The organism is Priestia sp. MDV22-iso46 (assembly GCF_058629175.1).
Map to the genome: position 1 here is coordinate 515,007 of NZ_JBZVWT010000002.1, position 13,955 is coordinate 528,961.

General features: G+C 39.1%; 15 protein-coding genes. All 15 read left to right on the forward strand.

Annotated elements, in window-relative coordinates; genetic code table 11:
* Nucleotides 1–7: 7 nt before the first annotated feature.
* Complete coding sequence (gene ffh, locus AC4NPH_RS14575) at nucleotides 8–1,351, forward strand: signal recognition particle protein (protein ID WP_013058900.1); 1,344 nt, start codon at nucleotides 8–10, stop codon at nucleotides 1,349–1,351.
* Between the two features lie 136 nt (nucleotides 1,352–1,487).
* Nucleotides 1,488–1,760, forward strand: coding sequence for a 30S ribosomal protein S16 (gene rpsP, locus AC4NPH_RS14580; RefSeq protein ID WP_013058899.1), 273 nt, complete (start codon nucleotides 1,488–1,490; stop codon nucleotides 1,758–1,760).
* Nucleotides 1,761–1,771: 11 nt separating this feature from the next.
* The gene (locus AC4NPH_RS14585) at nucleotides 1,772–2,002 is read left to right on the forward strand and encodes a KH domain-containing protein (protein ID WP_013058898.1); all 231 of its coding nucleotides are present in this window, start codon (nucleotides 1,772–1,774) and stop codon (nucleotides 2,000–2,002) included.
* Nucleotides 2,003–2,153: 151 nt separating this feature from the next.
* Nucleotides 2,154–2,537: a YlqD family protein gene (locus AC4NPH_RS14590; RefSeq protein ID WP_013058897.1), complete on the forward strand. Its 384-nt coding sequence runs from the start codon at nucleotides 2,154–2,156 to the stop codon at nucleotides 2,535–2,537.
* Nucleotides 2,538–2,549: 12 nt separating this feature from the next.
* On the forward strand, nucleotides 2,550–3,062 hold the full coding sequence (gene rimM / locus AC4NPH_RS14595; RefSeq protein WP_013058896.1) for a ribosome maturation factor RimM: 513 nt from the start codon (nucleotides 2,550–2,552) through the stop codon (nucleotides 3,060–3,062).
* Entirely contained in the window at nucleotides 3,062–3,802 is a 741-nt protein-coding gene (trmD, locus tag AC4NPH_RS14600; RefSeq protein ID WP_013058895.1) for a tRNA (guanosine(37)-N1)-methyltransferase TrmD, read from the forward strand. The genes rimM and trmD overlap by 1 nt, the downstream gene beginning before the upstream one ends.
* A 161-nt stretch (nucleotides 3,803–3,963) precedes the next feature.
* Nucleotides 3,964–4,308 (forward strand): 50S ribosomal protein L19, encoded by a 345-nt coding sequence (gene rplS, locus AC4NPH_RS14605; RefSeq protein WP_013084808.1) that lies wholly within the window; start codon nucleotides 3,964–3,966, stop codon nucleotides 4,306–4,308.
* A gap of 180 nt (nucleotides 4,309–4,488) precedes the next feature.
* The gene (lepB, locus tag AC4NPH_RS14610; protein WP_013058893.1) at nucleotides 4,489–5,040 is read left to right on the forward strand and encodes a signal peptidase I; all 552 of its coding nucleotides are present in this window, start codon (nucleotides 4,489–4,491) and stop codon (nucleotides 5,038–5,040) included.
* 21 nt (nucleotides 5,041–5,061) lie between these two features.
* Complete coding sequence (gene ylqF, locus AC4NPH_RS14615; RefSeq protein WP_491938793.1) at nucleotides 5,062–5,928, forward strand: ribosome biogenesis GTPase YlqF; 867 nt, start codon at nucleotides 5,062–5,064, stop codon at nucleotides 5,926–5,928.
* A gap of 107 nt (nucleotides 5,929–6,035) precedes the next feature.
* Nucleotides 6,036–6,803, forward strand: a complete 768-nt coding sequence (gene rnhB / locus AC4NPH_RS14620; protein WP_013058891.1) for a ribonuclease HII — start codon at nucleotides 6,036–6,038, stop codon at nucleotides 6,801–6,803.
* A gap of 369 nt (nucleotides 6,804–7,172) precedes the next feature.
* On the forward strand, nucleotides 7,173–8,333 hold the full coding sequence (sucC, locus tag AC4NPH_RS14625; RefSeq protein ID WP_013058890.1) for an ADP-forming succinate--CoA ligase subunit beta: 1,161 nt from the start codon (nucleotides 7,173–7,175) through the stop codon (nucleotides 8,331–8,333).
* An 18-nt stretch (nucleotides 8,334–8,351) separates the two neighbouring features.
* Nucleotides 8,352–9,254: a succinate--CoA ligase subunit alpha gene (gene sucD, locus AC4NPH_RS14630; RefSeq protein WP_013058889.1), complete on the forward strand. Its 903-nt coding sequence runs from the start codon at nucleotides 8,352–8,354 to the stop codon at nucleotides 9,252–9,254.
* Nucleotides 9,255–9,317: 63 nt separating this feature from the next.
* Nucleotides 9,318–10,199 carry a DNA-processing protein DprA gene (gene dprA / locus AC4NPH_RS14635; RefSeq protein ID WP_013058888.1) on the forward strand — a complete coding sequence of 294 codons (882 nt, stop codon included), beginning with the start codon at nucleotides 9,318–9,320 and terminating at the stop codon, nucleotides 10,197–10,199.
* 154 nt (nucleotides 10,200–10,353) lie between these two features.
* Entirely contained in the window at nucleotides 10,354–12,429 is a 2,076-nt protein-coding gene (gene topA, locus AC4NPH_RS14640) for a type I DNA topoisomerase (RefSeq protein WP_013058887.1), read from the forward strand.
* Between the two features lie 206 nt (nucleotides 12,430–12,635).
* Nucleotides 12,636–13,940 carry an FADH(2)-oxidizing methylenetetrahydrofolate--tRNA-(uracil(54)-C(5))-methyltransferase TrmFO gene (trmFO, locus tag AC4NPH_RS14645; protein WP_013058886.1) on the forward strand — a complete coding sequence of 435 codons (1,305 nt, stop codon included), beginning with the start codon at nucleotides 12,636–12,638 and terminating at the stop codon, nucleotides 13,938–13,940.
* The last annotated feature ends 15 nt before the right edge of the window (nucleotides 13,941–13,955 follow it).

Consider the following 13,955-nt stretch of genomic DNA (forward strand, 5'->3'; position numbering starts at 1 on the left):
GGCGTATATGGCATTTGAAGGATTAGCCGACCGTTTGCAAAGCACACTGCAAAAGTTAAAAGGAAAAGGAAAAGTTAACGAAGCTGATGTTAAAGAAATGATGCGTGAAGTTAGACTTGCCCTTTTAGAAGCCGATGTAAACTTTAAAGTAGTAAAAGACTTTGTTAAGCGCGTAAGCGAACGTGCTGTAGGTCAAGACGTTCTTAAGAGCTTAACGCCTGGACAACAAGTTATTAAGGTTGTACAAGAAGAATTAACTGCACTTATGGGCGGAGAGCAAAGCAAGATTGCAGTAGCTCCAAAAGCTCCAACTGTAATTATGATGGTTGGACTTCAAGGTGCAGGTAAAACAACAACAACCGGTAAACTTGCCAATTTATTACGTAAAAAATATAACCGTAATCCATTGCTTGTAGCAGCAGATATTTATCGTCCGGCAGCTATTAAACAGCTTGAAACACTAGGGAAACAGCTTAGCATGTCTGTTTTTTCATTAGGTGATCAAGTAAGTCCTGTGGAGATTGCGAAACAAGCTATTGCTCATGCGAAAGAAGAGCATCACGATTATGTATTAATTGATACAGCGGGACGTTTGCATGTTGATGAAAATCTAATGGAGGAGTTAGAACAGATCAAAGAGCTTTCTAACCCAGACGAAATTTTCCTTGTTGTCGATGCGATGACGGGTCAAGATGCGGTAAACGTTGCGGATAGCTTTAATAAGCAATTAGGATTAACTGGAGTTGTATTAACGAAACTAGACGGCGATACGCGCGGTGGTGCAGCGCTTTCTATTCGTGCAGTAACCGATACACCAATTAAGTTTGTCGGTCTTGGAGAAAAAATGGATGCTATTGAAGCATTCCATCCAGAGCGTATGGCTTCCCGTATCTTAGGTATGGGTGATGTGCTGACGCTTATCGAAAAGGCTCAGGCAAATGTAGATGCTGAAAAAGCAAAAGAGCTTGAAGCTAAGTTGCGCACGCAGTCATTTACATTTGATGACTTTTTAGATCAACTTGCTCAGGTGCGTCAAATGGGACCGCTTGATGAGCTAATTGGTATGCTTCCGGGCGCAAATAAAGTAAAGGGGCTCAAAAACCTGCAGGTTGATGAAAAGCAAATTAATCATGTAGAAGCAATCATTCGTTCCATGACGAAAGCGGAAAAAACAAACCCTGAAATCATTAATGCAAGTCGAAGAAAGCGTATTGCAAAAGGAAGCGGACGATCTGTACAAGAAGTCAACCGTTTACTTAAACAATTTGAAGACATGAAAAAAATGATGAAACAAATGACAAATATGTCAAAAGGCAAGAAAAAGGGTATGAAACTTCCATTCTTTTCATGATAAAATGCTTGATTTGGACTGAAAAACCAAAGAAAATAAAATATTTTTCTAGTGTTAAGAAAAAAACCTTTACAAACATTTTACCTATTTGATATTATATTATCTTGTTGAAACATATTCGGAGGTGCTTTATAAAATGGCAGTAAAAATTCGTTTAAAACGTATGGGAGCTAAAAAATCTCCTTTCTATCGTATCGTAGCAGCAGACTCTCGTTCACCACGTGATGGACGTTACATCGAAGTAGTTGGAACTTACAATCCTGTAGTTCAACCAGCTGAAGTTAAAATCGATGAAGAGCTAGCTCTTAAATGGTTACAAAATGGTGCTAAACCATCTGATACAGTTCGTAACCTTTTCTCTAACGAAGGCATCATGGAAAAATTCCATAATGCTAAATTAGGAAAATAATTTCACTCGAGATGACATCACTAATCGAAACAATTGTAAAGCCGCTTGTTGATTATCCAGCTGATGTTAAAGTGGAGGAACAAGAAGATGAACGTCAAGTGACTTACATCCTTACTGTTCACCAAGAAGATGTCGGCAAAGTAATCGGCAAACAAGGCCGCGTTGCAAAAGCGATTCGAACTGTTGTGAATGCAGCAGCATCACAGCAAGGTAAAAAAGTGTATGTGAAAATTCAAGAGTAATCAAAAAGGGAGAGGGATAACCTCGCCCTTTTTTTATGTTATGATAAGATGAACGTTTTGATCACAGTAAGTCTTTTGCGAGCAAAAGGTAGCTATTTCAATATGCATGTGAAAAGCACAAGGTCACTATCTTGAGGGCGGAGGGAACGTTTTGAACATTATTCAAAAAGTGGTTGTGAAACAAGTGTTAACTGAAGCAAGCAAACAAGATCTTGAAAATCGTTTTATAAACCGCAAGCAGGCGCTTGAAAAAGAAATGGAACAGCTGAAATTTCAGTTAAAGCACATGGAAAAAGCCAATAAAGGTTCTTCTTTATTACATAGTCAGTTTGAAAAAGAAAAATCCGCTCGCCTTGAAAAAATTGAAGTGTTGAACTTTCAGCTGACGCAATTAGAAAAGCTTCCTTTAGGGAGCGAACTCGTTGAAACGGAACTGGATGCCTTAGTAGAGGTAAAAATCGGCGATGATTGGGAAAAGATAAAAGAAAGTAAAACAATTATTATAAAAGATAGCAAAGTTGTTGAAATTAGATAGAGGTGAAGAAGCATGAAATGGTTTAAGGTTGGAAAAATTGTGAATACCCATGGTGTAAAAGGAGAAGTTCGTATTGTATCAACTACGGATTTTGCTGATGAGCGCTATGAAAAAGGAAATAAACTTTATATCTTCAAAGAAAAGCAAAGCGAGCCGGTAGAAGTAACGGTAGCAAGCCACCGCAGGCATAAAAATTTTGATCTGCTTACATTCGAAGGCTATCAAAACGTAAATGATGTTGAGCAGTATAAAAACTGCGAAGTGAAAATCCCTGAGGAGCAGCTAACGGATTTAGAAGACGGTGAATTCTATTTCCACGAAATTATTGGCTGTACAGTAAAAACAGAAGACGGAGTAGAGGTAGGAACGGTCAAAGAAATTTTAACGCCGGGAGCTAATGATGTGTGGGTTGTTAAAAAAGGCGGAAAAGAAGTTCTTATTCCTTACATCGACGACGTTGTACAATCTATTGATATAGATGAAAAAGAGATTGTTATTACAGTAATGGAAGGGTTATTGGACTAATGAAAATTGATGTACTGTCGCTATTTCCTTCTATGTTTGACGGTGTTTTTGGTGAATCAATTTTGAAAAAAGCACAGGAAAAAAATGCGGTTGAACTGAATGTAGTTAATTTCCGAGAATATTCTACGAACAAACATCAAAATGTGGACGATTATCCTTACGGCGGAGGTGCTGGAATGGTATTGACGCCTCAGCCTATTTTTGACGCTGTAGAAAAGCTGACTGAAACAGCTAAGAAGCCCCGGGTAGTTTTGCTTTGTCCGCAGGGCGAACGTTATACACAGGCAAAAGCAGAAGAGCTAGCAGCAGAAGAGCATTTAATTTTTATTTGCGGTCATTACGAAGGATATGATGAACGAATTCGTGAGCAGTTGGTAACTGATGAAATTTCAATTGGTGACTATGTATTAACTGGAGGAGAGCTTGGTGCAATGGTTGTGATCGATAGCGTTGTTCGCCTGCTTCCCGATGTGCTTGGCAATAATCATTCAGCTGTACAGGACTCACACAGTACAGGTTTACTAGAGCACCCCCACTATACGCGTCCTGCTGATTTTAGAGGCTTAACGGTTCCTGAAGTACTTATGTCAGGAAATCATAAAAAAATTGAACAGTGGCGCCAAAAAGAGTCTTTAAAGCGCACGCTGCTTCGAAGACCGGATATGCTTGAAAAGATGGAGCTAACGGAAGAGCAAAAGAAACTAGTAGCTCAATTAAAAGAAGAAAACCAGCTTTCATAAATCCATAAAATTTATGCATAAACTCTGTTGCATACGGTATAAGAGTGTGCTAAGATAGATTTTGTGGCTTGGGCAGATGTCTGGTCACCTATAACGATGTTCCGCTGCAATGATTGAAAAGCATTGGTATGAGCGTCTGTTGGAAGGAGTTGAAACACGCGATGCAAAAATTAATCGAAGAGATTACAAAAGAACAATTAAAAACAGATCTTCCTACGTTCCGTCCTGGTGATACTGTACGTGTACACGTAAATATCGTTGAGGGTACTCGTGAACGTGTTCAGGTATTTGAAGGTGTTGTTATTAAGCGTCGTGGCGGTGGTATCAGCGAAACATTTACAGTACGTAAGATTTCTTACGGTGTAGGTGTAGAGCGTACATTCCCACTTCATACGCCAAAAATTGCAAAAATCGAAGTAATGCGCCGCGGTAAAGTACGCCGTGCGAAACTTTATTACCTACGTGAATTACGTGGTAAAGCTGCGCGTATTAAAGAAATTCGATAATAGTAAAGGGGAGCTTGTTTATACAAGCTCCTTTTTTCAAATGTTTTTTTAGAACGATTCGTTCTCTGACAGTAAAAAATAGACGTACAAGTCATCATTTTTTTATTCTATTTATTTATTAGGCGTTTCAAACATTATCGTTTAAAATAAAGGTATGACATAAGAGTTGGAGGACTGAAGATGGCTCGAAAGAAAAATGAACTGTGGGAATGGATAAAAGCAATCGCCATTGCCGTACTGTTAGCTGTTGTAATTCGCTATTTTTTGTTTGCACCGATTGTAGTAGATGGACTTTCTATGATGCCTACGCTGCATGACCAAAATCGAATGATTGTAAATAAGTTCTCCTATAAGATTGGTGATCCTGATCGCTTTGATATTATTGTTTTTCATGCTACAGCGGAAAAAGATTACATAAAACGTATTATCGGACTGCCGGGTGATCATATTGAGTATCGAAATGATACGCTATATGTAAATGGAAAAGCTTATAAAGAGCCCTATTTAGATCAGTATAAAAAAGAAGTGATTGACGGTAATTTAACCGAAGACTTTAAACTAGAAGACGTAACGGGTAAAAAGACTGTGCCAGAAGGCTATTTGTTCGTGATGGGAGACAATCGACGCTACAGTAAAGACAGCCGTCAGATTGGCTTTGTGAGCATGGACAAGGTGCTTGGTAAAACGAGTGCCGTATACTGGCCGATTAAAGAAGCACGTTTTGCAAAGTAAAATATAAAAGGTGAGTAAAATATGACAATTCAATGGTTTCCTGGCCATATGGCCAAGGCCAGAAGACAAGTAACTGAAAAGCTAAAATTGATTGATATTGTATACGAACTGGTTGATGCACGCATTCCGCAATCATCGCGAAATCCAATGATTGATGAGATTATTGTGAACAAGCCGAGAATCGTATTGCTGAATAAAGTGGACAAAGCTGATCCGCGCGTTACTCAGCAGTGGCTAGATTATTACAAAGAACAAGGTATTTATGCCTTAGCTATTGACGCACAAGCAGGTAAAGGAATGAAACAAATTGTTTCGTCTTCCAAAGAACTTCTTCAAGAGAAGTTTGACCGCATGCGCGCAAAAGGAGTTAAAAAACCCCGCGCTATCCGAGCGATGATTGTAGGGATTCCTAACGTCGGTAAATCAACGTTGATTAATCGCCTTGCCAGCAAAAAAATCGCCAAGACCGGAGATCGTCCAGGTGTGACGCAAGCACAGCAGTGGATTAAGGTAGGGAATGAGCTGGAGCTACTTGATACGCCAGGTATTTTGTGGCCTAAATTTGAAGATGAAAAAGTTGGATATAAGCTTGCGACAACGGGTGCTATCAAAGATACCATTTTAAATATGCAAGATGTCGCTGTTTATGCACTGCGCTTCTTATCTAGCCATTACCCAGAACAATTAAAGCAGCGTTATGATTTAAATGAAATCCCTGAAGATATTGTAGAGCTTTTTGATGCAATTGGGTCGCGCCGCGGCTGTTTAATGGGTGGCGGCATGGTGGATTACGATAAAACAGCTGAGCTTGTTCTTCGAGAAATTCGAACGGATAAAATTGGCACCTTTACATTTGATGATCCAAGTGAAGCTGAACGGCAGCTGTAAGCAATACATTGCGAACTGAAACAAAAAACGCCTCTGCCTTTTCAGCATGAGGCGTTTTTTATGTAAAGGTGCCGTGTGAAAATGTTGATATAAAGAAGGTGGAGCTAATGAAAAAGAGTATTAAGGAAATAAAAGAAGAACTAAAGCAAGTGAGAAGCCCGGAAGATGCTTTATTTAAGGCATATGCGCAAGATGAACGTAAAGGTGTGCAGCAGGTTATTATTCAAAAACAAAGGCAATTTGAAGCCGCTGAGCGCTTGAAGAAACAGTTTGATGAAATGATGGCATATGAAAATGAATTATATAGCCAAGGAGCAACCTATATTGCCGGAGTAGACGAAGTAGGAAGAGGGCCGTTAGCGGGACCGGTAGTAGCGGCTGCCGTTATTTTGCCTCCTGATTTTTTTCTTCCTGGTCTGACAGATTCCAAGAAGTTATCAGAGGCAAAGCGAGAAGCGTTTTATGAAGAAATTTGTAAAAGCGCTGTTGCTATCGGTATAGGCATTATAGGGGCAGAGGTTATTGATTCTATTAATATTTATGAAGCAACAAAAAAGGCAATGACTGAAGCAATTGAACTTCTAGCTGTTCAGCCTGATGAACTGCTTATTGATGCGATGAAGCTGCCGGTGCCTATTTCGCAGCAGTCAATCATCAAAGGCGATGCTACAAGCATTTCGATTGCTGCAAGTTCTGTTATTGCAAAAGTGACGCGAGATCGAATGATGAAAGAACTTGGTGAACGATATCCTGCATATGGATTCGAAAAACATATGGGATATGGAACAAAACAACATTTAGAAGCAATCGAAAAATATGGAATTTTGCCAGAACATCGCCGATCTTTTGCACCGATAAAAAACCAAGTAAACTAGAACATGATACCCGAGCATATCTCTGCTTTTTAGCGCATGTTTCACATGCGGGATTTTAGGTTCAAAAAGAATATAGCCTATTTAAGTGGAGATATTGTAGAGGGTGAAGTTCGTAAATTATTTTCCTCTCAGTTCGCTTTAGTTATGAAGGTTGATTTAAATGACCAACTATACGTTTAACGTCCGCAAAGCCTCATCGACTTCATAAGGTATAGTTAAGTACTATCTCCATAAAAATATCAATTTTCTTATTATTTCAATATTTTTCACTAGAATAGTAGACAATTAGACAATTATTTTTATACAATGAAAGCGCAGTCTATTTTGTGCAGTATAGTTTTGTGGTTGATTATGTTAGGAGGATGGGAAATGAATATCCATGAGTATCAAGGAAAAGAACTACTCAGAAAATATGGGGTTGCAGTACCAAACGGTCGAGTAGCTTTTACTGTTGAAGAAGCAGTTGAAGCAGCAAAGGAATTAGGTTCACAAGTATCAGTGGTGAAAGCACAAATCCATGCTGGTGGACGCGGTAAAGCGGGCGGTGTCAAAGTAGCAAAAAACTTAGATGAAGTTCGTACATATGCACAAGATATTTTAGGAAAGACCCTCGTAACACACCAAACAGGCCCTGAAGGAAAAGAAGTTAAGCGCTTGTTAGTTGAAGAGGGATGCGATATTAAGAAAGAATACTACATCGGTTTAGTTCTTGATCGTGCAACGTCTCAAGTTGTATTGATGGGTTCTGAAGAAGGTGGAACTGAAATTGAAGAAGTGGCGGAAAAAACGCCTGAAAAAATCTTTAAAGAATATGTAGATCCTGCGATTGGTTTACAAGCATTCCAAGCTCGCAGACTTGCATTTAATATTAATATTCCAAAAGAATTAGTTGGAAAAGCAGTTAAGTTCATGACAGGTTTATATACAGTATTTGTTGAAAAAGACTGCTCAATTGCAGAGATTAATCCTCTAGTTGTAACAGGTGACGGAGACGTTATGGCATTGGATGCGAAGTTAAACTTTGATTCAAATGCGCTGTATCGTCAAAAAGATATTCTTGAATATCGTGACCTTGAAGAGGAAGATGCTAAAGAAATTGAAGCATCTAAATATGACTTAAGCTACATTTCACTAGACGGTAATATCGGTTGTATGGTAAACGGTGCAGGTTTAGCAATGGCAACGATGGATATTATTAAGCATTACGGAGGCGACCCTGCTAACTTCCTGGATGTTGGGGGCGGCGCAACTGCTGAAAAAGTAACAGAAGCATTCAAAATTATTTTATCTGACCAAAATGTAAAAGGTATTTTCGTTAATATTTTCGGCGGGATTATGAAATGTGATGTTATTGCAACAGGTGTTGTTGAAGCAACGAAACAAGTTGGATTAAGCCTTCCATTAGTTGTTCGCTTAGAAGGAACAAACGTTGAACTTGGAAAAGAAATTTTACAAAAATCAGGCTTAAATATCACAGCTGCTGAATCTATGGCAGACGGCGCACAAAAAATCGTTTCACTAGTGAAATAGAAAGGCTGGGGGATAGGAATGAGCGTATTTATTAATCAAGATACAAAAGTAATTGTACAAGGAATTACAGGCGGAGTTGGCCTTTTTCATACACAGCAAATGTTAGAATATGGAACGAAAATTGTTGGTGGCGTAACGCCAGGTAAAGGCGGCTTAGAAGTAGAAGGTGTTCCGGTATTTAATACGGTTGCCGAGGCAAAAGAAAAAACAGGCGCAACGGCTTCTGTTGTATATGTTCCGCCAGCATTCGCAGCTGACTCCATTATTGAAGCAGTTGACGCAGATTTAGATTTAGTTATTTGTATTACGGAAGGTATTCCAGTATTAGATATGGTAAAAGTAAAGCGTTATATGGAAGGAAAACGTACGCGCCTTGTGGGACCTAACTGCCCAGGTGTTATTACACCGGAAGAATGTAAAATTGGAATTATGCCAGGGTACATTCACAAAAAAGGTCATGTAGGTGTAGTTTCACGTTCTGGTACATTAACATATGAAGCTGTTCATCAACTTTCTGAAGCTGGCATTGGCCAATCAACAGCTGTTGGTATCGGCGGTGACCCAGTGAACGGCACGAACTTTATCGATGTATTAAAAGCGTTTAATGAAGATGAAGATACGTATGCAGTAATTATGATTGGTGAAATCGGCGGTACGGCAGAAGAAGAAGCGGCAGAATGGGTAAAAGCAAATATGACAAAACCTGTGGTCGGCTTCATTGGCGGTCAAACAGCACCTCCGGGAAAACGTATGGGCCATGCTGGTGCTATTATTTCAGGTGGTAAAGGGACAGCGTCTGAAAAAATTAAAACAATGAATGAGTGCGGTATCCAAGTAGCTGAAACACCATCTGTTATGGGAGAAACACTTATTAAAGTGTTAAAAGAACAAGGCATTTACGAGCAGTGTAAGACTCATTAATAGAAGACATATAGCCTCCTTTGACCGGGGGCTATTTTGTCCATTTAAAAAGGAGATTGTAGAATGTCTGATTTACGGGAAAAATTAATTCATTTAGCACATTGTCCATCTGTTAATTGGAAACAAATTTTTACGCTACTTCAACAGAATTCTTCATTACAAAATCTCTACGAGTACTCTCCATCACAGCTTCAAAAACTATTGACTCTCTCGATTGAACGTGCTAATCAAATAAAAAAAGATTTGCAAACTATTCCAATACGAGATATTCTAGATAAATATGACGCTGAGAATATTCAATGTGTCACCATCCTAGATAATGAATATCCTGAACTTTTGCGCCATATTTATGATCCGCCTTGGGTATTATTTGCAAGAGGAAAGGTTTCTCTTCTACACGCTCCAGAAAGCTTAAGCGTTGTAGGAACAAGGAATCCCACTTCATATGGAACTGCAGCTCTGACTCATATTGTTAAGCCGATGCTGCATGAAGAATTTGTCGTTGTAAGTGGACTAGCTCTAGGGATTGACCAGGCTGCTCATGAACTGGCTATCGCTGAAAAAGCTAAAACGATTGCAGTTTTAGGCGGAGGGTTTTATAATATTTACCCAAGAGGAAACCAAAATTTAGCAAGAGAAATTGCGCAGCATCATTTGCTGCTTTCTGAATATGCCCCGTTTATGAAGCCGACGAAATGGTTTTTCCCTCGCAGAAACAGAATCATTAGCGGATTAACAGGAGGCACGTTGGTGGTGCAAGCAAAAGAAAGAAGTGGATCTTTTATTACCGCTGACCAGGCGCTTCAGCAAGGAAGAGAAGTATTTGCCATACCGGGTTCTATTTTTGAAGAAACATCATGTGGAACGAATAAGTTAATCCAATTAGGGGCAAAACTTGTGCAAAGCGCTGCTGATATTACAGATGAAATGATGTATATAAGATGAATGTTTCAAAGTAGTCATATTCTTGCATGGTATGAAATACTAGTGAGATACGTAGTAAAATCGTATGACTTATCTTTTGGACATTTGACAAACAAGAACCAAATATTTAATAATAATGAAGATTTTATTCTACCTCTTGAGGAGGAACAAATAGATGTCTGACTACCTAGTAATTGTAGAATCGCCTGCAAAGGCTAAAACAATTGAACGTTATTTAGGAAAGAAATATAAAGTAAAAGCATCGATGGGACATGTTCGCGATTTACCTAAAAGTCAAATGGGAATTGATATTGAACAGGATTACAATCCGAAATATATTACAATTCGCGGGAAAGGCCCGGTTTTAAAAGAACTAAAAACAGCGGCTAAAAAAGCAAAAAAGATTTACCTAGCAGCCGATCCAGACCGTGAAGGAGAAGCTATTGCATGGCACTTGGCGCACAGTTTGGATGTAGACATTGCATCGGACTGTCGCGTAGTATTTAACGAGATTACAAAAGAAGCGATTAAAGAATCTTTTAAACATCCACGAGCAATTAATATGGATTTAGTAGATGCTCAACAAGCACGCCGTATTCTTGACAGGCTGGTTGGCTACAACATCAGTCCATTGCTGTGGAAAAAAGTAAAAAAAGGATTAAGTGCCGGAAGGGTTCAATCAATTGCAGTGCGGTTAATTATTGATCGTGAAAAAGAAATTGCAAAGTTTATCCCAGAAGAATACTGGACGGTAAAAGCAACTTTTCAAAAAGGGAACGACCAATTTGAAGGCCAGTTAATCGAATATCAAGGGAAAAAAGTAGAGCTATCGAATGAAAATGATGTAACCAACATTGTTAAACAATTAGATGGAAATGAATTTTCAATTTCTAAAGTAACAAAACGTGAGCGAAAGCGTAATGCGGCTCCTTCTTTTACCACGTCTTCATTACAGCAAGAGGCAGCGCGGAAACTGAACTTCCGAGCGAAAAAAACAATGATGATTGCGCAGCAATTATATGAAGGAATTGATTTAGGAAAAGAAGGTACAGTAGGTCTTATCACGTATATGCGTACCGATTCTACTCGTATTTCAGAAACAGCTCAAACAGAAGCTAGAGATTACATTACGAACGCATACGGAAATCAGTTTGTGGCAACGGAAAAGCGTAAAGAAAAGAAAAATTCGAACGCGCAAGATGCCCACGAAGCGATTCGTCCAACTTCAGCTCTTCGTAAACCAGGAGAGGTAAAAGAGTTCTTATCGCGTGATCAGTATCGACTGTATAAGCTAGTATGGGAGCGCTTCGTTGCTAGTCAAATGGCACCTGCAATTATGGATACAATGGCTGTAGATTTGAAAAATGGAGACGTAACATTTAGAGCAAACGGCTCGAAAGTTAAATTTCCAGGCTTTATGAAAGTGTATGTTGAAGGCAATGATGATCAAGTGGAGGAAAAAGAAAATCTTCTTCCAGACTTAGAAGAAGGAGAAGTAGCTTATTCTAAGGACATCGATGAAAAGCAGCACTTCACACAGCCGCCGCCAAGATATACTGAAGCTCGTTTAGTCAAGACATTAGAAGAGCTAGGCATTGGCCGACCGTCTACATATGCTCCAACACTTGACACGATTCAAAAGCGCGGGTACGTAGCGCTCGATAACAAGCGTTTTGTTCCAACAGAACTTGGAGAAATTGTACTAGAGCTTGTATTGGAGTTTTTCCCAGAAATTTTAGATGTAGAGTTTACAGCTAAAATGGAAAACGATTTGGATGAAGTGGAAGATGGTAATGTTCAATGGGTGCGTGTTATTGACGAATTTTACAGTGATTTTGAAAAACGCTTAGAACATGCTGAAAAAGAAATGCGCGAAGTGGAGATTAAAGATGAACCTGCCGGAGAAGATTGTGAAGAATGCGGTTCACCTATGGTATACAAAATGGGACGCTACGGAAAATTTATGGCATGCTCTAATTTTCCTGACTGCCGCAACACAAAGCCAATTGTAAAAGAGATTGGTGTAAAGTGTCCGAAATGTGAAGAAGGAAATATCGTTGAGCGAAAATCGAAGAAAAAGCGTACATTTTATGGCTGTGATCGATTCCCGGGCTGTGACTTCGTATCTTGGGATAAGCCGATTGCAAGAAAATGTCCGAAATGTGAAAATCTGCTTGTGGAGAAGAAACAGAAAAAAGGAACTCAAGTCGTCTGTACAAGTTGTGATTATAAAGAGGAAGCTCAGCAGTAAAAGAGAATGGGATGAATTCCCACACTTTAAATTTAAAAATAGCAGTTATATAAGATGCGGCGACATTGCTTCATGTGCTAAAATGGAAACGTTATTAGCGACATTGAGTAATGTCGCATTTTCTTTGTCCCGTTAAAAAAGGAAAAGACAAGTGAATGAATAAGTAAAATGATAGAAAAGATAGAAATGAAGTTGGAGGATTTACAATGAATGAACAAGTAATTAATGTTATCGGAGCAGGTCTTGCTGGAAGTGAAGCGGCTTGGCAAATCGCAAAGCGCGGTTTGAAAGTCCGTCTTTATGAGATGAGACCAGTAAAGCAAACACCTGCTCATCATACGGACAAATTTGCTGAATTAGTATGTAGTAATTCACTGCGTGCGAATACATTAACAAATGCAGTGGGTGTGTTAAAAGAAGAAATGCGATTATTAGACTCTGTAATTATTCGTTCAGCAGACGAGTGTGCGGTTCCAGCAGGTGGAGCACTGGCTGTTGACCGTCACGAATTTGCCGCTCGTGTGACGGAAAGCGTTAAAAACCATCCAAACGTAACGGTTGTTAATGAAGAGATTACGGAAATTCCACAAGGACCAACTGTTATTGCAACAGGTCCGTTAACGTCAAAAGATTTATCAGAAAAGCTGCGTGCGTTAACAAGTGAAGATTATTTATATTTTTACGATGCGGCTGCACCTATTATTGAAAAGGACAGCATTGATATGGATAAAGTATATCTTAAATCTCGCTATGACAAAGGGGAAGCTGCCTATTTAAACTGTCCGATGACAAAAGAAGAATTCCAACGTTTTCATGAAGCATTAATCAATGCAGAGACGGTTCCTTTAAAAGAATTTGAGAAAGAAATTTATTTTGAGGGATGTATGCCAATTGAAGTAATGGCTTCACGCGGAGAAAAAACAATGCTCTTTGGACCAATGAAACCAGTTGGGTTAGAAGATCCGAAAACAGGAAAGCGACCTTATGCAGTTGTTCAGCTTCGTCAAGATGATGCAGCAGGTACACTATATAATATCGTAGGTTTTCAAACACATTTAAAATGGGGAGCACAAAAAGAAGTATTAAGCTTAATTCCAGGTTTGGAAAATGCAGAAGTAGTACGCTACGGAGTTATGCATAGAAATACGTTTATTAATTCTCCTAAATTGTTAAAGCCGACGTATCAATATCGTGAGCGTGATGACTTATTCTTTGCTGGACAAATGACGGGAGTAGAAGGATATGTAGAATCAGCGGCGAGCGGACTAATGGCCGGAATGAACGCAGCTCGACTTGTACTTGGTGAAGAATTGGTTGTATTGCCGCAGGAAACGGCGATTGGCAGTATGGCTCACTATATCACACATACAAGTGCTAAAAACTTCCAGCCGATGAATGCCAACTTTGGCTTATTCAAAGAATTGGAAGTGCGAATCAAAAACAAACAAGAACGAAATGAAACGCTTGCTAAAAGAGCATTGGAAACTATTCAGAATTTTACAACAAAATAATCAAAATTGTTTGCA